This window comes from Flavobacterium hibernum (genome assembly GCF_000832125.1).
GTDB classification, from domain to species: domain Bacteria; phylum Bacteroidota; class Bacteroidia; order Flavobacteriales; family Flavobacteriaceae; genus Flavobacterium; species Flavobacterium hibernum.
The window spans coordinates 14267-34172 of record NZ_JPRK01000015.1 but is presented as its reverse complement, the minus strand read 5'-3'; the positions used below and the strand labels follow the sequence as shown (position 1 = coordinate 34172).

General features: G+C 33.3%; 16 protein-coding genes. 1 reads left to right on the top strand and 15 read right to left on the bottom strand.

The features are described 5' to 3' along the window. Window positions 1-223 precede the first annotated feature (223 nt). The 5 genes from IW18_RS17340 to IW18_RS17320 form a co-directional block, all read right to left on the bottom strand. Window positions 224-550, bottom strand: coding sequence for a membrane protein (locus IW18_RS17340; RefSeq protein WP_041519239.1), 327 nt, complete (start codon window positions 548-550; stop codon window positions 224-226). Between the two features lie 5 nt (window positions 551-555). After that, the gene (locus IW18_RS17335; RefSeq protein ID WP_041519237.1) at window positions 556-1812 is read right to left on the bottom strand and encodes a dihydroorotase; all 1257 of its coding nucleotides are present in this window, start codon (window positions 1810-1812) and stop codon (window positions 556-558) included. 226 nt (window positions 1813-2038) lie between these two features. Beyond that, a complete protein-coding gene (locus IW18_RS17330; RefSeq protein ID WP_041519236.1) occupies window positions 2039-2698 on the bottom strand; it encodes a hypothetical protein in 660 nt (219 codons plus the stop codon). Window positions 2699-3019: 321 nt separating this feature from the next. Further along, a complete protein-coding gene (locus IW18_RS17325; protein ID WP_041519235.1) occupies window positions 3020-4450 on the bottom strand; it encodes a rubredoxin in 1431 nt (476 codons plus the stop codon). Window positions 4451-4641: 191 nt separating this feature from the next. After that, entirely contained in the window at window positions 4642-8157 is a 3516-nt protein-coding gene (locus IW18_RS17320; RefSeq protein ID WP_041519234.1) for a nitrate reductase, read from the bottom strand. 185 nt (window positions 8158-8342) lie between these two features. Here IW18_RS17320 and IW18_RS17315 point away from each other — a divergent pair, with 185 nt between their 5' ends. Further along, a complete protein-coding gene (locus tag IW18_RS17315) occupies window positions 8343-9047 on the top strand; it encodes a Crp/Fnr family transcriptional regulator (protein WP_041519233.1) in 705 nt (234 codons plus the stop codon). Window positions 9048-9134: 87 nt separating this feature from the next. Here the strand turns inward: IW18_RS17315 and IW18_RS17310 are convergent, their stop codons facing one another. The 10 genes from IW18_RS17310 to nirD form a co-directional block, all read right to left on the bottom strand. Then, complete coding sequence (locus tag IW18_RS17310; protein WP_041519231.1) at window positions 9135-9905, bottom strand: alpha/beta hydrolase; 771 nt, start codon at window positions 9903-9905, stop codon at window positions 9135-9137. Window positions 9906-10159: 254 nt separating this feature from the next. Beyond that, window positions 10160-10780 (bottom strand): class I SAM-dependent methyltransferase, encoded by a 621-nt coding sequence (locus IW18_RS17305; RefSeq protein ID WP_041519229.1) that lies wholly within the window; start codon window positions 10778-10780, stop codon window positions 10160-10162. Between the two features lie 4 nt (window positions 10781-10784). After that, a complete protein-coding gene (locus IW18_RS17300; RefSeq protein WP_041519227.1) occupies window positions 10785-11498 on the bottom strand; it encodes an exonuclease/endonuclease/phosphatase family protein in 714 nt (237 codons plus the stop codon). Between the two features lie 39 nt (window positions 11499-11537). Further along, window positions 11538-11909 (bottom strand): hypothetical protein, encoded by a 372-nt coding sequence (locus IW18_RS17295; RefSeq protein WP_041519226.1) that lies wholly within the window; start codon window positions 11907-11909, stop codon window positions 11538-11540. Window positions 11910-12586: 677 nt separating this feature from the next. Further along, complete coding sequence (locus tag IW18_RS17285; protein WP_041519223.1) at window positions 12587-13849, bottom strand: alginate export family protein; 1263 nt, start codon at window positions 13847-13849, stop codon at window positions 12587-12589. A 96-nt stretch (window positions 13850-13945) separates the two neighbouring features. After that, a complete protein-coding gene (locus IW18_RS17280; protein ID WP_041519221.1) occupies window positions 13946-15424 on the bottom strand; it encodes an MFS transporter in 1479 nt (492 codons plus the stop codon). 99 nt (window positions 15425-15523) lie between these two features. Beyond that, on the bottom strand, window positions 15524-16183 hold the full coding sequence (locus IW18_RS17275; RefSeq protein WP_041519219.1) for a response regulator transcription factor: 660 nt from the start codon (window positions 16181-16183) through the stop codon (window positions 15524-15526). A 385-nt stretch (window positions 16184-16568) separates the two neighbouring features. After that, a complete protein-coding gene (locus IW18_RS17270) occupies window positions 16569-18374 on the bottom strand; it encodes a sensor histidine kinase (protein ID WP_041519217.1) in 1806 nt (601 codons plus the stop codon). Between the two features lie 66 nt (window positions 18375-18440). Next, a complete protein-coding gene (locus IW18_RS17265; protein ID WP_041519216.1) occupies window positions 18441-19025 on the bottom strand; it encodes a DUF4202 domain-containing protein in 585 nt (194 codons plus the stop codon). A gap of 289 nt (window positions 19026-19314) precedes the next feature. Continuing rightward, on the bottom strand, window positions 19315-19692 hold the full coding sequence (nirD, locus tag IW18_RS17260) for a nitrite reductase small subunit NirD (RefSeq protein ID WP_041519214.1): 378 nt from the start codon (window positions 19690-19692) through the stop codon (window positions 19315-19317). Between the last annotated feature and the right edge of the window lie 214 nt (window positions 19693-19906).

Sequence of the window (19906 nt, the reverse complement as noted above, 5' to 3'; positions counted from 1 at the left end):
TTGTGAATTGTAAGTTGTGAATTGTAAATTTTAAACTTTGCCGAAGTTTTAAACTTTTACAAAGTTATTGACAAAGAAATCTGTTTTTGTCCGTGTTTTTGCTTGCAAATCCGCGTCATCTGTGTTCAAATTTATACGCTGATAAAACAGATTCGCTAAAGCGATAACGCAGATTTCAACGGATTTTTTTTTGGAATTTGGAATTTAATTTTTGGTTTTTTACTTACCCGATAGATTTAAACCATTTTTGAAATAGATTTCCAACTAACGGAATTGGTCTTGTTTGCCCTTGAATAGCGCTAAAAATCCCGTAAGTCCATAAGACTGAAATACAAATCCACATTGGGAAAGTGATCATAAAGCTATCAAAATTGCTAATAATAGTCCCAAAAGAAATAAATGTCAAAGACAATCCTAAAGCCTGACGGATATGAAAAGAAGCAAAACTATTTTTATTTTCGGAGTTCATCGACATCGCAATTAAAACGCCAATTATCAAAATATAACTGGTTATAGCGATTGATTTTCCCTCTTCGATTGAATTATTCATTGTAATTATTTTGTGATAACAAGTTTATTTTGATTCAAGATTCCATAAACAGAACCTTTTAATTCTGTACCTAAAAAGGCAGAATTCTTAGATTTCGAAAGTATATTTTGCTTTGTAAAAGTCGATTTTCCTTCTGGAGTAAAGAATGTAAAGTTTGCTTTAGAACCTTCGGCAATTGTGTTGTTTTCAATTCCAAAAACAGCTTTTCCTAAAGTTAGTTTATCAATTACAATTTCAAGAGGCAAAACAGTTAATAAAGCTCCAAAGGCACTTTCTAGACCAATTGTTCCGTTTTTAGCAGTATCAAATTCCATTTTCTTAAACTCAATATCAATTGGGTTATGATCTGAAGTAATCATGTCAATCGTTCCGTCTAAAACGGCATTGATAAGAGCGGTTCTGTCTGTTTCTGTTCTTAATGGAGGTGTAACTTTAAATCGAGTGTCAAAACCTTCCAGTTTTTCATCGGTTAAAACCAAATGATGTACAGATGCACTACACGTTACTTGTAAACCTTTTGCTTTAGCTTCTTTAATTAATGCCATCGATTTTGCTGTAGAAATGGTTGGAATGTGTAATTTTCCTCCTGTATATTCTAATAAAAATAAGTTTCTGGAAATTTGTAATTCTTCTGCCAAAGTTGGGATTCCTTTTAAGCCTAATCTTGTTGAAACAATTCCTTCGTTTACGACTCCATTTCCTTTTAGGTTGGCATCTTGTGCATAAGTAATTACTAATCCATCAAAATCCTGTACATATTGCAAAGCTATTTTTAATAGATTGGCGTTGTCAATGCTTTTGTTATAATCTCCAAAAGCTACTGCACCTGTATTTTTCATGTCAAATAATTCGGCCATATCTTTTCCTTCGCTGGCTTTTGTTAAAGCGCCAATAGGGAAAAGTTCTGTTGCAAAACCATTTGCTTTGTTTTTTACAAAATTTACCTGAGATTGATTGTCGATAATAGGGAAAGAGTTTGGTTGTAAGGCAATTGCTGTAAAACCGCTTTTTGCCGCAACATTCAAACCATTTGCAATTGTTTCTCTGTCTTCATAACCTGGTTCTCCAAGAGAAACACTACTGTCAAACCAACCTTGAGAAAGATGTAAATTATCAAATTTAACTTCGGTTGTATCCTCGATATCAAGAATCGAAGTTCCTATTTTTTCTATAATACCATCTGCAATTAAAAGATCAACGGTCTGGTTATGAAACGGACTTTTTGAATCGATAATTTTGGCGCTTCTGATGATTATTTTCATATGTAGATAAATTTATTTTAATTGGAATGTTGTTTCTAATACTTTTTGGCCATACAGTTTGTCATTTCGACGAAGGAGAAATCTCCGCAAGTAACTCCGTAATGAGAATCAAATCTTTGTCGAGCTTCTCGTGGAGATTTCTCCTTCGTCGAAATGACAAACTAGATGATAAATTTAGAGGCAAAAAAAAAGGTTCAACTTTTTGAAGTCAAACCTTTCTTAAATATTATTTTTTCTTTTTAGCCTTAGATTTTTTCTGAGACTTTGCTTTTTTCTTGGCTATTTTTTTAGCTTTAGCTTTCTCTTTTGCCTTTTTAGCTTTTTCTTTTTTCTTTGCTTTGGCTTTCTGTTTAGCTTTTTTAGCTTTTTCTTTCTTTTTGTCGTTTTTAGCTTTTTCTTTTTTCTTAGCTAATTTCTTTTTGGCTTGCTCTTTTTCTTTGTCTTTGTCTTTCACTTTTTTCTTCTTTTTATCGGCAGATTTGCCTTTTGTTGATTCTTCTTTTAATTTTATTTCAGTTGTCTTTTCGTCTTTTGGTTCTAAAATTTCCTTTGCAATTTCAGGTTTTATAGTTGGCGTAGCTACTTTTTTTACAGGCGTACTTTTTGCTGCTGGTTTCGACGCAATTGTTGTTTTTGCCGGAACTTTTGGAGCAGCAGTTGTAGCTGCTTTTGTAACAGGTTTTGCTGGTGCTTTTGGTGTAGTAGGCTTTGCAGCTGTTGATGCAGCCGGTTTTGCAGCGGTAGTAGTTTTAACTTGTGTTGTTTTACGAACGGGTGCTTTTACTGGAGTATTTGCAGGTTTTGCACTCTCGGTAACAGGTTGCGTAATTTCTGGTTTTGGAGAATCGATTTTCTCAGGATTCGTATCTGTGGCTTTGTTTTCCATATAATAAATTTGCTTTTAGATGAGTATATTGTTAACAATGTATCTAAATTGTTAATTTACGGTTAAGTAAATATAATCAATAAACAAATGCCCCAATGTTAAGTTTTTCTATAATTTTAAATTATAAAATACTGAATATTAGTTTATTGTTGTTTTATTGAATAAAAAAAAACAAAATCTCTTAACAATTCTACTTGAGAAAATAGAGGAAATACAGTATTAAAAACAATACTATAAAAGGATTACTTCAATAATAATTTGTTTTTAGTAAACTACGTTTCGTAAGACTTAATAGATATTATGATGAATATAATGGTTTACTTAGTTTTTTATGATCTCTAAAATCCTGAAAGTATTTTTTGGTGCTTCGCATAAAGAACAGCAATAATCTTCGCCTAAATCTGTAAATAGAATACCTTTTGGAATTCCTTGGGTTTCATCTCCGTATTCAGAATTGTATAATGTTAAACATTCCTGACATTGGTAAATATCTAATTTTGGTTTTTCTTTTTTCTGTAAATTTTCATTTGTTTCAGGAACTGAATTTCCTAGTTCGTCAAAATATTTTCGGCTCAATTCAATTAAAATCGTAGGCAATTCGAGTTTGTCAATATCTTGCGAATGCACGAGATATTCTCTTGTATTTGGATCAAAATTTTTAGCAAACAATACATTGTAAGTATCTCGAATTTTAATGGACTCTAAAGCTGGTGGCAACTCATTTTTTTCGACAACAATCGAAGTGAAATAATGACCATCACGATTATATTCGGATATTCCAAAAGTTAAGCCATAAGTACTAATGTCAAATTGATCGAGCGTACGAACCAAGAAAGTTTTAAGGTTTAATGCCCATTCCATTGCAACAGGTAAATGCCAGTTTAATTCAAGTAAAGAATGACGAACGTTGATTCCTCTTTTGCCCAGGAATTTCTCCCATTCCAGTTTTCGATCTTTTGGAATTCCTTTTATAATAAAGGATTTCCATGGCGTAATGCATATTTTTCCAATTTTGCAATCAAAACACAAGTCGCACATTTCTTTTAGAAAATCGAGATTGTACAAATTATTTCTCCAATACAAACCAAGCCAATACTGATCAATTCCCATTCTATTCATACCTTCATAATATGGAAAAGGATAAAAAGGAATATTCAAAGGTTTATCAATTGTTCTGTTATTGGTTTCTAATGCATCACTAACCAAGCTAAAAAGCATATCAATTCCCATTGATTCTTCGGCTGCAATTTTTTCGATTTCATAGTAGAAAGTTGCAATATCCCAACTATAAATCAGGATTGGATACATTTCCATTCGCTCCCATTTTGGTAAACGAATGTATAAAAACCAGTAATCTTCGTGCTCTGAAGCTATAAAATTGAGATGTCCTGTAAATAAGGGAACCAATTGTTGTTTAGGATCGGTTATGTTTACTTTGAGTTTTGGCTGTTCTTTAAATTGCTCTAAAATGTATAGAAATTTATTACCCGTAAGCCAATTGGTATTTCTAAAAATATCTGTGGAAACATAAGAAGAAACAATATTATTGCCACTTTTTTGATCTGGAAAAACAAAATGATGTTTGCCCAGTTTTTCTTTATCTAAAGATTTAAATCCGTTAGGAAAAATAATGTCTTGTCTTGAACCAAATGAAATCGAATCTAAACCCTGATCCATTGCCATATTGACTACTTCTCGCAATTCTCCAGGCGAAATAACTCCTCCTTTTACTATTAGTCTTGTTAGTTCCATATTTTCTTAGTTTTCGGTTTTCAGTCTCAGTTTTCAGTCTCAGTTTTCAGTCTCCGTTTTCGGTGGCAGTCTCGGTTTCCAGTCTCAGTCTTAGTTTCCGGTCTCAGTTTTTAATTTTGGTTTACTTTATTAGTCTTACTGTCAACTGAATACTGTTAACTGCGACTGCGACTGTAAACTGCGACTGAATACTATTTACATTTCGCCAATATCTCTTTTACTTCGGTTTTACAGCTTCCGCAGCCCAATCCTGCGCCTGTATTTTTGCATAAATCTGTAAAATTAGTGACACCACCTTTTATGGTTTCTTCTATATTTCCGGCTCCTACCTGGCTACAGGAACAAACTAATTTTCCTAAAACAGGTTTGGCATTTGAGCTTCCGCGAAGCAATGTATTTCGTTTGTCAGATAATTCGATTTTGCTTTCGATCATCGTTTTAAATTCGGCAAATTCATTTTTATCTCCCATTAAAATTGCGCCAACAAGCAAATCGTCTTTTACGATACACTTCTTGTAATAGCGTTTTTTCAAATCGGCAAAAATAATTTCTTCGTATGAATCGTCATTTTCTGGAATGGTTAAATCTCCAATACTGCAAAGGTTAATATCTTCTAGTTTTAGAATGTTCATTAAGATCGAACCTTTGTAAAAACTGCTAATATCGCCCGCCAAAAAGTTAGCTAGAATATCTGCTTGTTCTTCGGCTGCCGATGTGATTCCGAATAATTTATTGTTGAATTCGGCAATTTCTCCAATGGCATAAATATCCGGATTTGATGATTGTAAATACTGATTTACTTTTACGCCACGACCGCAGGCAAGACCAGTTTCTCTTGCAATTTCGATATTCGGAATTGTTCCAATAGTATAAACAATGGCATTTGCAGTAATAATTCGGCCACTTTTTAAAGCAATTTCGATTTCGTTTTCATTATCCGTTTCAAAAACCGTACTGACTTCATTGTCAAAATAAATTTGAATATCACGAAGCTGAACTTCTTCGGCCAACAATTTACTTGAAATTCGGTCCAATTGACGTTCCATCAAACGAGATGCACGCTGAATTATAGTTGTTTTTACTTTTTTATGTTTTAAAGCTGCTGCCAATTCTAAACCTAATAAACCACCGCCAATAATTACAACATGTTGCTCTTCGGGCGGTAAATTAGTGCTGTCAAGATGTTTTTTTAAACGATCTGCATCTTCTTTTCTTCGTACGGTAAAACGACCCGGAAGATGTAGTTGAGCATTTTCTGGCACAAACGGACGACTTCCGGTTGCCAGAATCAAAGAATCGAAAGTATGTGTTTCACCTAGACTATCTGTAATTGTTTTTTGGCCAGCATCGATTTTGTCAATTGCAACGCCGGCTTTCATAGTAATATTTAGTTTGTTGAAAGCTTCGCCATCTTTTACTTTTAACAATTGTTCCCAAGTAAATTCGCCAGTCATATATTCCGGAAGTAAAACGCGATTGTAAAACGGATTTACTTCGTTCGAGAAAACAATAATTTCATCGGTTTGATTGAATTCGCGATAGTTTTGTATGAATCTGAAAGAAGCTGCTCCGGCACCCACTATGGCAATTTTCTGGAAAGGTTTTATATATTTAGAAATATTGACTGTTGTATATTTAAAATCAGGTTCTTTTGAAACCGGATCGACAACTGTATTGGTCAAATTATTAGTGCGGTTCAAATCATTTTCGAGTTGTTTCCCCCAATGCATGGGTAGAAAAACTACTTTTTCTTTGATTGAATCTGTTACTTTAGCTTTTACACGAACTTCTCCATTTTTACTGGAAACAACAATAATATCACCATTTTTTATATCGTTTTTAAAAGCATCAATAGGATTAATCTCTAAAACAGGACTAGGCGTATGCGTCATCAATCTGGAAACTTTTCCTGTTTTAGTCATCGTATGCCATTGATCGCGAACTCGTCCTGTGGTAAGAATAAATGGATATTTAGGACTTGGTTGTTCTGATGTATTTTCAATAAAAGTGGGAATATTAAAAATTGCTTTTTGCGATGGCGTGTAGAATTTTTTATCGGTAAAAAGGCGAGGAGTTCCCGGATGTCCGTAATCTGGAACTGGCCATTGAAAAGTACCTTCTGTTTTTAAACGATGATAGTTTAAAAATGATATATCAATGTTCGTGTTTTTGGTAAGTGCGCAATGTTCTTTATAAATTTCTTCGGCGCTATTAAAATCAAATCCGTAGAAATTCATTTTTTTAGCAAAACGAATTAAGATTTCGATATCTGGAAGTGCTTCTCCAGGCGGATTAATTCCTTTTGGTAAATAAGAAATGCGTCGCTCAGAGTTGGTCATTGTGCCTTCTTTTTCTAACCAACCTGCGGCGGGTAATAATAAATCGGCATATTTTGACGTATCAGCATTATGCGAAATATCCTGAACGACTACAAACTTGGCATTTTGCAAAGCTTTTTCGATACGTCGTGAATCGGGCAAACTCACCATCGGATTGGTGCAAATAATCCAAACAGCTTTCATTTTTCCAGATTCCAGTGCTTCAAACATTTCAGTTGCCGTTAAACCGGGTTTGTCTGAGATTTCGTCAACGCCCCAAAAATTGGCTACTTCCTTGCGATGTTCAGGATTTGCAATGTCTTTATGTGCGGCCAATAAAGTTGCCATTCCGCCCACTTCACGTCCGCCCATTGCGTTGGGTTGTCCCGTTAAAGAAAATGGTCCGGAACCGGGTTTTCCAATTTGTCCCGTTAATAGAGATAAATTTAATAAAGCAGTATTTTTATCAACGCCAACGGCACTTTGATTAAGTCCCATTGCCCAAAGCGAAATAAATCCTTTAGCTTTTCCTATAATATCAGCAGCAAGTTTAATATCGTTTACTGATATTCCACATAGTTTAGACGCTTTTTCAAAAGAAGTACTTAAAACTAAGTCCTTATATTGTTTGAAGTTTTCGGCATGATTTTTTACAAAATCGTGATCGACGTAACCCTTTTCTATAATGCGTTTGGCAATTGCATGATATAATATAATGTCAGATCCTGGAATAATTTGTAGATGTAAATCGGCAAAAGCAGCCGTATCCGTTCGTCTTGGATCAATACAAATGATTTTTATTTTGGGGTTATTCTCTTTGTGTTTTTCGATTCTTCTAAATAAAATTGGATGACACCAAGCAGGATTTGCGCCTGTAATCAAGAAAGTATCGGCTAATTCGATATCTTCATAAGCAATAGGTACAGAATCTTCTCCAAATGTTTTTTTATAACCTACAACTGCAGAACTCATGCAAAGTCTGGAATTGGTATCGATATTATTAGTTTTCAAAAAACCTTTTACAAGTTTGTTTACTAAGTAATATTCCTCCGTTAAACATTGTCCAGAGATATAAAATCCAACACTATCTGGTCCGTGTTTTTTTATAATCGAAGTAAAAACAGCTGCGGCACGATCAAGGGCGGTGTCCCAACTTACACGTTCCAGCGGATAGGATTTGCTGCCTCGCATTTCCGGATATAAAATCCGGTCTGAAGTGTCATTAACGACATAATGCAAATTCATTCCTTTAGAACAGAGCATTCCTTTGTTTACCGGATGATCTATGTCGCCCGTTACCATCACACCGTTTTTGGCATCGTTGGTAACGATTATCCCGCAGCCAACGCCACAATAGGAACAGGTAGTTTTGATTTTGGTATTTTGCATGGCGACTGTTTTTGAATACTACTAAATTAAATCTGAAGAGAATCTAAATAATTCACTTATTTATTTCAAAACAAAAATAAGTATTTATACGTAAAAATACTTATTTTTTGAATTTATTTTTTTATTTTTGATAAAATTAAAAGAGGATCAACAAATTAGTTTTCAATTGGATAAAATTAGAACTCATGAAAGAAGAGCAAACGGTTTGTTATACTTGTCCCAACGAAAATTGCTTTATTAAGAAACATTTGCATTTGGAGCAAATGGGGCAGTTTATTTTAAAGAAGAATAGTTTTGTTTGTAAAAAAACGAATCAGTTTATCACCGAAGATTCTCCCTTGCAAGGGCTTTATTTTGTTTGCAGCGGAAAGGTAAAAACGGTTAAAACGGGAATAAATGGTCGTGAACAAATTGTGCGTCTTACTACAAACGGCGATACCATTGGTTTTCGAGGGTTTGGAACTTCAAAACGTTATTTAATTGGTGCTTATGCTCTTGAAGATACTGTTTTATGCAATTTTAGTAATGAAACGATGTTAGAAATACTGCAAAAAGTTCCCGAATTTACGTATGCTTTAATGTTGTTTTATGCCGATGAACTGAACAAAAGTGAAAACAATATTCGCAAAATTGCGCACATGAATGTTCGTGAACGGGTGATTGATTTGTTACTGTATATCCACCGTAAATTTGGACAAATAAATGGTTTAATTGATATTGAGCTTTCGCGAAAAGAGATTGCTGATTTTGCCGGAACTACCGAAGAACAAGCGATTAGAATACTTTCAAGTCTTAAAAAAGAAGGACTAATTGAAACGGTTGGAAAGAGGATTGGTATTTTGGCTATTCCAGAATTGCGAACAGAAATTATGGAACACAAATATTTTTAATTTAAGTATTACTACTTATGGCTTGGTAATAATGCAGAGACGCACAAAAAATGTGTCTTTAAGATGTACGTCTCTCTTTTATGTTTTTTAAAGATCTGTATACCACTTTAAGATATAATCTGCTATTTCTTCCCAGCCCTTTTCGCCACAAACAAAATGGCTTTTTTGCTCGAAAATTTTTAAATCAACTTTGCTATTGGAGTCTTTATATTGGGATGCAATTTTTTTTGTTAATTCTGGTGGAAATATCTTGTCTTGTCCCCCTCCAATAAATAAAATTGGTTGGTGTGGTTTTTTAAATTCAGCATTCGAAAATGATTTTAGCAATGTTTCACGCCCTATTTTTCTACTTTCAGGTACTGCAATCAAATCGTATGCTTTGTCCTGTTCTGCTTTTGACAGCGTATTAAAAAATGCCCGATTGTACCAATCTCGCGAGCCTAAATAATAGCCTTTACTTGAAAAAAAGTTTACCGCAGGCCAAACAATTTTCACGGTTGAAAAAGGAGGAAGAACATTTTTTGGAGGTGCGCCATTAATACTTACTGCTGCATCGGCTTTGCCTAAATCTATTAGTTTTTGAACGGCTAAGCCAGCCATAGAGTGTCCAATTACTAGTGGTTTTTCGGGTAAGGTATCTATAAGTGTTGCAATATTTGTGACGACGTCTATAAAACCGGTTTCTACAAGTTTAGGATGAATATTGGTTCTGAGTTCGGCGGGATTGCCATCATGTCCGGGATTTGGTGGAGCATAAACGGTGTAACCTTTTTGCTTCAGATAATTTTTCCATTCAGACCAACTACTGTTATTTACGAACATTCCGTGTACTAGTACAATTGTTTTTGATTTTGCCATTATAAAATTGTTTAAAATTTATTACGATTAATTTCAAAATAGGGGCAATGCAAAATGAGAAACACAACCTTGTAATTGGTTAGGTTGCTACTTGTAGATAGTCTTTTTTTATACGAAAATACAAATAATTGTTTTAGTTTTAATTAGAGTTAAGTTTTTAAGTGATTGTTTTTTAGTTTGTTACTTGTTTTTTTATTCGGAAAATTTTGTCGAGGCGTTTAGAATAGCGCCTCGACCTCACGTTTTATGTACAATTATTTTTTTCTGCCAACAAATCGAATTACTGAACCTTTTCCGTTATGGAATAAACCCTCGTTCAGTTCAATTTCTTTTTCTTCTAATTCGATGATTTCATAGTTAGGGAAATCAGCTTGAATTTCTTCAATAGAGAATAAAGACTCAATGTCTTTCGGACCGCCAACTTTATCGTTTATAGCAAGATATTCTAAGTGTTTTTTGCTGAAAGCTTCAAAAACAAGAATACCGCCTTTGCGCAAATAAGTTTCGAGTGTTTTGTGAATTGATGATTTTATTTCTGCCGGAAAATGTGCATAAATTAATGCTATTGCATCAAATTGCTCAGCTTTATAGTTTAATGTTTCTAATACTCCAACTTTGTAATCGATCGTTACATTATTGGCTTCGGAAAGTTTTAGGGCTTTGTTTTTACCTTCTTCGCTAATATCAAAGGCGGCAACTTTCCAACCTAATTTGGCTGCAAAAACGGCATTTCGTCCTTCGCCTTCAGCTGGAAAAAGGATTGTTCCTGTGTTTAGCTTTTCAATTTGTTCTTTTAAGTAATTGTTGGGATCTTCTCCATACGCAAATTCTTCGCTTTTGTAGCGGTCGTCCCATCTTTGAGTCCAGTTGGTCATAGTTTTATATATTGAATTTAATTATTAAGGGTTTGTGATCACTGTGTATTGTCCAATCCTGATAAGTTCCAATTTGAACACTTTCGAGAGCGCCAATAAAATCATTTGATGCAAAACAATAATCAAGATGGTAAGGTTTGTTTTCGTGCCGATACATATACAAAGTGGGATGTTCTTCTTTTCCCTGTGTTTGATTGTAATATTTATGATAGGTACTAAAAATATTCTTTTCGGCTAATTTATGGACAACCGCTGTATGATTTCCTTCACGTCTAGGTTTATCCCAAATGGTATTACTGTTAAAATCGCCAATTAAAATGGTTTTGTTTTCTGTGATTAAATCTTCATAATAATTAATCGCTTTCCAAACTTGTGTTACATATGCGCCATCTTTATCGGCAGGGTTATTTGCCCAAACTGCAAATAGCGTAAAATCAATTTTTCCACCAGTTACAGCAATTGGTAAAATATTTTTAAATTCAGGATTATAGCAATCCATTAACTGAAATCTATAATTGGTATAAGAGAAAACGCCAAGTCCTTTATTTGGATTTGATCCGTACCAAAGAATATCTGTTGGTATTTTTGCTTCGCTTGAGAATTTAAGTTTTTCAGGACTTTCACACTCAGAAATTACTGCAATATCAGGATTGAAAGGAAGAATAAATTCTGCTTTTTTTCTGAATGCCATGTTGCAATTCCAAGCTATGATTTTCATGGTATTTTTCTATTTAATTGCGATTAAATATTACTTTTTTTAATCTGAACCGACAAGTTTTGTTTTGCCATTTTTGATGTCAACTTCTGCAAAATTATGCTTGCCAATAACAACAAGAAGCTTGTTTTTATTGAGTCCTATATATCTTATTTGAGGTTCTCCTACTTTTGGCTTACCGCAAATAGAAATTACATTAGTTTGCCATTTAAGTTTGTTTTTTTTGTACGCAGATATTGTTTGTAAATCCTTTTCAACAAAGTAAATTACATTATCGCTTTTAATTCCTCTTTTTAGTGATTTTGCAAAATTTATCTCTGAATCTTTTGAAATTAAGTTAGCATTGTATTTTTGAGAAAAGCTTGATTGTGCTATAATGAATGTGAATAGAGATAATTTAAAAAGTTGTTTCATAAAGATTTTTTTGTTTGTTCAGGTCTGTTTTTAAATATTTTACAAGAATAAAGTAATTTAAAATTTGAGATGAAATTATACTAAATAAAGCAATAAGTAGATAGTTTACATTTTGATGATGAAAATAATATATGTTTTTAATATTGACTGGCGTAGTATATTTTATGATTTGAGATTCTAGAAAGCAGTAGAAAAGATAAAATGAAACTAAAAGCCCTGAAAAAATTAAAATAGAGTAAAGGGAGATTCTTTTCTGTTTTTGTGATTTTGAAATAATATATAGTCCAGTTGGAACAACTGTTAATATAAAACCTAAATCGAGAACAAAAAATCTAATTTCTTTTCCTCCATAATATCTCAAGTCATAATTACTAAATTCTGAAAATCAGTATTCGTGTTAGCGATCTATATTGTATATCATAAAGTAATCCAAAAAGAAAAAATAGAATTATTGAAACAAATAAAATTATTATGCTTTTATATTTCATTAGGGAACAGTATTGATCTTTTCTTAATTTTTACTAAGATTAAAAAGTAATCATAAATAAGGATTTTTTTAGATAACTAAGTCAAATATAATTAATTAAAATTTAAGATGAGTTTCTTTAAAAGACAAAAAAAAGCCCTTTTTCTATTTTGAAAAGGGCTTTTTGTAAATTTATATTTTGAAAAATCTCTTATTTTTTCCAAGTAAAAATTCTTGGATTTACAGAAATCATTAACCATGCCCAGTTGTTGGTGTGTCCGGCATATCCTGGAGCTTTTAAAACTTCTAATGTTGTAGTGCCAAACATTTGAGAGTAACCTCCTGTAAGTGTGATGTCTTTTTTAAAATTGAATCCGGCTGTAAAATCGACCTCAGTTCCCAAGTACGAATCCATTTTTTTGTCTGCTACAACTACATCAGCAGCAGATAAGAATACGTGTGGCATTAATGCAAATTGCCATTTTTTTACATTGTAAGTGAATTTTAAATTAGCATCTTGTAAACCAACACTGTTTTGATGACCTCCGCCAACATAAAAATAATCCATATAACCGTTGAAAGCGTGGTTGGTACCAAAAATAGGGTTGAATGATTTGATAACTGTGCTTTTATCATTCATATCTTTTCCTGAAAGATATTCGTAACCAATACCAGCTTTAAAAGATTCCGTTATGCTGTATGCTAAGTTTACAGCTCCATCCCAGGCGCTAACTTGTTTGTCTGCACTTTTTCCGGTTTGCCCGTAGAAACTTAAATTACCATCAATTTTATTGTTTTTGTAAGTCAGGTAAGTACCAAAAGTTTGCTTGTAATCTACCAATAGTTTTTTTGTGAGATTAGCATATTCATAACCTGTATTCAAAAATAGTAAGCTTACGCCTAATTTGTCTGCATTAGTGTGATACCAAGCATATTGCATCGCTTTATAATTGGCTACAGTATAAGGAGTTTGAAACGTATTTTCGGCATCAGAGTTATAGGCAAATCCCATATCTAGCTGATGGTTTTTTGGATGAAATGAAACCATTAACGCGTCATGGCTTTGTCCTTGCTGTAACCAGTCGATTTCTCCCATAATACGCTGATTGTCATAAGAAAGTACTTGTCGACCTGCTCTTGCGCTCCATTTTTCGGATATATCATATTTTGCCCAAGCTTCGAAAACGGCTACACCATTTTTATCTGCAGTTGCTGTTGTTGGTACATCTCCCCATGTTCTTACATTTTGAAAAGTTAATTTAACAGTTAATTGATCCTGTTTGTAATTAAAGTTTAATCTTGAACGTTGTGAGATTTGAGAAGTAGCTTCTGTTCCTTCGGGTATAAGAGTTTTATATCCGTTACGATATTCAAAACGAGGTCTTAATTGTAAATTAACGTCCAATTCCTGTGCTTGAATATCATAACTTATTGCTACTAGTAGTAATAAAAGAATTATTTTTAGGTTTTTCATAACTTATATTGTTTAAAACTGAAACAAAATTATAAGAAAAGGATTTCTTTTTTAATGATAAAAATCATATTTAATAATTAGTTAAAGATAAATAAATTATTGTCTGTCAATTACTTTTGCTAGAATTGGCTGTTTTTCGTTCATGATTTTGGTAATTGTATAATGCATCCAAATTAGACAAATTGCCGAAAGCAGTAAAATGAAGATCCATGAGCTTGACCAAATTCCTGTTGCAGTTAATAAGTAGCCAAAGATTATTGGTCCAAAGAAACCTCCTAAGCCGCCAATCATACCAACCATTCCGCCTACGACGCCCACTTCTGTCGGGAAATATTCAGGAATGTGTTTGTATACAGCTGCTTTACCAATTCCCCATGAAATACCAATTAAAATTACTAGAATCAAGAACACCCACATGTTCGCATCAAATTTAATTACAGTAATTCCTTTAGCAAGAAGTTCTTTTTTCTTTACAGTTTGATTTTGCTCTACTACAACTTGTTGCCACGATGTTTTGGTTGGGAAAATCGCATTTTCAGATTCGGTTTCTTTTTTCTGAGCAACTGGAAAATCAGTATCTCCAATTTTTACTTTTTCGTTTGAAACTTCAGTTATTGTTCCCTTTTTAGTAGCTAAAACGCCTGGTCCGGTTGTTGTAATTTCCATTTTAGGAATCATTAATAAAGCACTCAAAACCACAGATGAACTCAAAACCCAATACATAACTTTTCGGGCACCGTATTTATCTGATAAATAACCTCCAAATGCTCTGATTACTCCGGATGGCAAACTGAAAAGTGTGGCAAATAAACCGCCCATAACCAAGCTGGTTTGATAAACGTTCATAAAGTTTGGTAATAACCATTGCGAGTACGCAACAAAACATCCAAATACTAAAAAGTAATACGCTCCAAAACGCCATACACGCGCTGATTTTAGAGATTGAAGCATTTGAGAAACAGTTTTGGTATTATTTTCTAATTTTTTGTTTTTAGCAAAAATTAAAAAGGCAACTCCAATAATAACCAATGCGATTGCATAAATAACAGGAAGAATTTTCCATCCATTTTGAGGGTCATCTACAGAGAAATGGTTTAATAATGAAGGTGCTAAAAATGTGGTGATTGCAGCTCCTGCATTTCCCATTCCGAAAATTCCCAGAGCACGTCCTTGCCATTCTTTTGGATACCAAATCGAAGTATATCCAATGCCAACTGCAAAACTTGTTCCTACCATTCCGAATAAAAAACTTAATAAGGCAAACGTAATAAAGCTATTAGCGAATGGCAATAAAAATAGCGGAATCGAGCAGAGTAGAAGTAGGAGTGAGAAAACATATTTTCCTCCAAATTTGTCAGTAAGTATACCAATTGGTAGACGCATGATTGAACCCGTTAAAATTGGGATTCCAAGAAGCCAACCAACCTGAACGACACTCCAATGAAAAATTCCGTTATCGACCAAAAAGGTTACGAGAACTCCGTTTAATGTCCAACAGGCAAAACACACGGTAAATGCCAGTGTGTTCAAAAATAAAATCTTGTGTGATTGCGATAATGAATTTGTAGTTTTCATAGTACTTATAATTTTTGATAAAAATAAGTACTATAACTTAGTTAAAACCTGCTAAAACGCAGTTTTTGAAAAATAATTACGTATTAATACGTAATTTGTTTATAGTAACGAATATTCCGTAGCTTTATTCGAAAGTTCCATAAGGTTCTTTACTTTTAGCTTTTTCATTAAGTTAAAACGGTGCACTTCGGCAGTTCGTTTACTAATTTCAAGCGCTTCGGCAATTTCTTTATTTCCTTTTCCTGATAACAAAAGTGTCAGGATTTCTTTTTCTCTTTTGGTAATCATCATTTCTTCGCCTAAGTTTTGCTTAGGTTCTATTGATGCTGATGAATTTGTTAATTGGCTTATTAAGATAGAAGATATGTCTCCGCTAAAATATTTTCCACCTGCGGCAACAGTGTGTAATGCTTTTAAAAATTCTTCTTTGCTTGAACCTTTTAGTAAATAACCATCGGCTCCTGCTTTTATTGATTTTAATACATATTCTTCAGATTCGTGCATTGAAAGCATAATGATTTTTACAGCATTATTTTCATTTCTAAGTTTTTCTACTACTTCAATACCCGTTAAGTTTGGCATGCGAATATCTACTATAAGTAAATCTGGTTTGCTGGTTGCAACGACTTCAAGAGCATCGGCACCATCAATGGCTTCCCCTACAACTTCAATGTTGGCTTCGTTTTCCAGTAATGATTTTATTCCATCTCTTACAAAAACATGGTCATCTGCCAGAACTACTCGAATGTTATTACTCATGGTTTACTTAATTTTGATTCTGAATTTTTACGTATATTCATCTATAAAGAAGATGCTAATATACGTAATTTTTGAATTTGAAAATTAGAAAATGTGGCAATTTGAAAATTGGATAATTTGACAATGTAAAAGGAAGGTTGTTAATCGGTTATTTTTTTTGCTCTATTTTGTCATCTCGACGAAGGAGAGATCACAAAAATATATTGACAAAGATTGGTGATTTTACATTTTATAAACCCGACAGGTTTTTAAAACCTGTCGGGTTTAGCTTAATTACGAGTTTCGAGATCAGATAAGATTGCGCAAACCTTTGCCAAATTTCAAAACTTTAGCAAAGGTTTGCGTCTATAAAATTTTCTAATTTTCTAATTGCCAAATTTTCTAATTAAATAGGGATATTAAAAGTAATCCTGGTTCCTTCTCCGGGAATTGATTTGATGAAGACGCGTCCGTTGATGTATTGAATTCTTTCTTTCATAAACAATAATCCCATTCCAGATTCGCTGTTTCGTTTTTTGTCTACCGCATTGATATCAAAGCCTTTTCCGTTGTCGTCTATAATAACGCTCAACAAAGTCTCGCTGTGGGAAAGTTGTACAATTATATGCGACGATTCGGCGTATTTTATAGCATTGTTGATAGCTTCTTGCGTTAGGCGATAAATGTTGATTTCGATTAACGAATCTAAACGCTGGTCAAAATCGGTTTTATTGTAAAATAGGATTTCTTTTCCGGTTAGTTTCGAAAGTTCCTGAGTAAGTTTTGCAAGCGAAGAAACTATGCCGTGATCGCTTAATTCCGGTGGCATTAAGTTGAAAGTTGCCGTTCGAACTCCTTTGATAATATCGAGTGAAAGTTTTTTTAAATATTCTATTTTTTGAGCTGATTTTTCTTTGTCTTCCAGATTGATACTTTCCAGACTAAACTTTAAACCTGTAAGCATCTGGCCAATTCCGTCGTGAATTTCTTTGGCAATTCGGTTTTGTTCGTTTTCCTGATTTTCGACAATTTTACTCGAAATGATTTTTTGCTGATTGATTTTTTCGTTACTGTTTTCCAGATTCAAACGCTCGACTTCGCGTTGTGCTTTTTTGCGTTCAGTAATGTTAAAACATACAATTAATAGTTCTAGTTCATCTTTTTTGATCATTACAGGAACCATCGATAAATCTAACCAAATTGTCTGATTTTCCTTGTTGCTAATTTTAATTTCGCCTTGCCAGCCGCTGCGTTGTTTCTCAAAAATGATACGATCAATATTTATTTGTTCTTTTTCATCGGTAGTTAAAACTTCTGAGAATTTTTTATTGGATGAAAACTTGGTGTAATTTAAAAGTTTGGCAAATTTTTCGCCAACATGTATAATCGAACCATCTGGGGCTATACGGCAGTAAAGCAACGTATTTTCCATGGCATGATTGAGCGATTTTAATTCTTTTACAGAGTTTTCCTTGATTTCACTAATAATTTCAGTGTCGTAAGCAAGTTTTAGTGCTTTCTTTTCAGATGCTAAAAGTTTGGCAATGAGATTCTCTATTTTTTTATTCGTTGGTTTAAAAATAAAGAAAAATTCCATCAAAAGAACAAATAGGGTAAAAGCAAAAATCCAATATTCTATTTTGCGTTGTTCTGTTACTTTTTCGTGCGCTTCGATATCGTACTGACTTACAATTTGATTCATTTTCGAAAGAAAAATACTTTCGTTTTTGAGAATTGTTTGTACAAGTTTCTGATTGTTTTCGAAGCTATTTTGTTGCTCTAAATTTGAGAGAAATGTATTTGTAGCTTCGGCAATATTGTTGAAACTAGGCTTAATTTCACGATATAATTTAGATAAGGTTTCGCTTTTTTCTTTTGGAAATGCCAATGTATCGCTGCCGTTTTCTAATGCATTTTGATTGTTTTTCCAAAGTGATAAAACGGTCTTTAAATGTGCAATTTCTTGCTTTTTGGCATTGTCAACAACATAGTTTAAAATCAATACTTCTTTGATAATTTTCTGACTCAACATCCTTTGTTTACCAGAAATATTGATGATTTTAGAATCGCTTAATTGTTGTTTTAAGTTGTATTGAACGAGAATCTGACTTAAAATAATGGTTAATGCAATAGTCCAGAGTGCAAAAAAATACCAACGGCGTAAATTTTTGAAGGTGATTTTATCTGCTGCTTCCTGATTGCTTTTTTTCATTCGAAGATACTTTTTGTCTTTATATGGGGAAATTGAACTTTTTTCAGCTCATTTCAGATGATCTGATTATAACCCCAAAGAAGCTTTTATCAAATTTAAGTTTTCTTCAGAGTAATTAATTTTTAAAGCTTCCTGATGTCCTTTTTCAGACATTTTGTCCCAGGTTTTTTTGATGATGTTTTTAAGTTTTTCTTCATCGTGTTTGTGTACGAATGGATCTAGATAATATTCTAGAAATACAAGACAAATTACATCTTCAAGTAATTGCGTTTCGGCATCTTTTTTAAGTAATTTCTTTTCGATTAAAAAAGAAACTCTCGTAATAAATTCCTGGTTATAACCTGCTTTTTCTAAAATTTCGGCAGCAGTTTTGGCGTGAAATTTTTTAAGATCTTCTCTCCATTTTAAATAACCAACACGATCCATTGGGTAAGATTCGCGAGCGACTTTCCATCGACAAATATGCTGTGCTTTTGAGGCAATTTGAACTTCTTCTGAAGCATCTGGTTGAAATTGCATCAGTTTTTTATACATCCTGTTTGAATATAATAATTCTTTAGGATATTCTACGTTTTGGTCGATTTCGATATTTGGATCCTGAGCATTTTCGGCATCAATCCATTCACTGGCTTTTTGAAAAGGTGTAGTCATTTTGTGTAGTCAAATAATAGAATTCAAATATACGGAATTAAGTTTTTTTCGCCGCTAATTTCACGAATTTGCGCGAATTAAATTAGTGTAATTTGCGAAATTCGTGGCGATGAACAATTACTTTTTATTTTGTATTAAGCTTTTTTTCGGAAGTCAAATCACTATTACGCTATTTTTGTCATTTCGAGGAACGAGAAATCACACTCGTAAGTCGACAAAGATTGGCGTCTAACTGAGAGGAGTTTCTTGTGTGATTTCTCCTCCGTCGAAATGACAAGATTATGTCAGATTATTCTAAAAAACCAACAAAAACCTCATTTTCAATGACTTTAATGGGGTAGGTTGCAATTTTGTATTCTTCTCCGTTTAGATTTGAACCATCAACTAATGAGAATGTTTTTTTGTGCATTGGACACGCAATTTTCGGAATATCATCTGTAGATCCTGTCATTCCTCTTGCTAATACCATTTCCATTTTATGTGGACATGCATTTTGACACGCGTACCATTCGTTTCGACGTGCAAAATTAAAAATGGCTATTTGTTTGTTTTTGTATTTGATGCATCCGCCGCGGTTTGTTGGAAAATCTGTTACTTGACCAGCTTTGAACCAAATTGTAGCATCGTTTGGATGTACGGTTTTGTATTGATTTAAAATTTCTTCCATTTTGATTTTATTTTAATTCCTGTTTCTTATCCCTCTTTTTACAATCAATAGACTTGACGGCGCAGTAAAAAAGAGGGTAAGAGGACAGCAAACGTTTTTGTGATATTTTCTTTTTCTTTTTTTGGAACTCATTGATTTAAACGCATAGAGATATAGGTTTTTATTCTGTACAAAAAGATTAATAAAAGAAACTCGTTTCTAGTACACAGCTATC

Bases quoted from the DNA above. Each gene is read 5' to 3' on its own strand.
- IW18_RS17340 (WP_041519239.1), bottom strand. From the start codon at position 550: ATGAATAATTCAATCGAAGAGGGAAAATCAATCGCTATAACCAGTTAT.
- IW18_RS17335 (WP_041519237.1), bottom strand. From the start codon at position 1,812: ATGAAAATAATCATCAGAAGCGCCAAAATTATCGATTCAAAAAGTCCG.
- IW18_RS17330 (WP_041519236.1), bottom strand. From the start codon at position 2,698: ATGGAAAACAAAGCCACAGATACGAATCCTGAGAAAATCGATTCTCCA.
- IW18_RS17325 (WP_041519235.1), bottom strand. From the start codon at position 4,450: ATGGAACTAACAAGACTAATAGTAAAAGGAGGAGTTATTTCGCCTGGA.
- IW18_RS17320 (WP_041519234.1), bottom strand. From the start codon at position 8,157: ATGCAAAATACCAAAATCAAAACTACCTGTTCCTATTGTGGCGTTGGC.
- IW18_RS17315 (WP_041519233.1), top strand. From the start codon at position 8,343: ATGAAAGAAGAGCAAACGGTTTGTTATACTTGTCCCAACGAAAATTGC.
- IW18_RS17310 (WP_041519231.1), bottom strand. From the start codon at position 9,905: ATGGCAAAATCAAAAACAATTGTACTAGTACACGGAATGTTCGTAAAT.
- IW18_RS17305 (WP_041519229.1), bottom strand. From the start codon at position 10,780: ATGACCAACTGGACTCAAAGATGGGACGACCGCTACAAAAGCGAAGAA.
- IW18_RS17300 (WP_041519227.1), bottom strand. From the start codon at position 11,498: ATGAAAATCATAGCTTGGAATTGCAACATGGCATTCAGAAAAAAAGCA.
- IW18_RS17295 (WP_041519226.1), bottom strand. From the start codon at position 11,909: ATGAAACAACTTTTTAAATTATCTCTATTCACATTCATTATAGCACAA.
- IW18_RS17285 (WP_041519223.1), bottom strand. From the start codon at position 13,849: ATGAAAAACCTAAAAATAATTCTTTTATTACTACTAGTAGCAATAAGT.
- IW18_RS17280 (WP_041519221.1), bottom strand. From the start codon at position 15,424: ATGAAAACTACAAATTCATTATCGCAATCACACAAGATTTTATTTTTG.
- IW18_RS17275 (WP_041519219.1), bottom strand. From the start codon at position 16,183: ATGAGTAATAACATTCGAGTAGTTCTGGCAGATGACCATGTTTTTGTA.
- IW18_RS17270 (WP_041519217.1), bottom strand. From the start codon at position 18,374: ATGAAAAAAAGCAATCAGGAAGCAGCAGATAAAATCACCTTCAAAAAT.
- IW18_RS17265 (WP_041519216.1), bottom strand. From the start codon at position 19,025: ATGACTACACCTTTTCAAAAAGCCAGTGAATGGATTGATGCCGAAAAT.
- nirD (WP_041519214.1), bottom strand. From the start codon at position 19,692: ATGGAAGAAATTTTAAATCAATACAAAACCGTACATCCAAACGATGCT.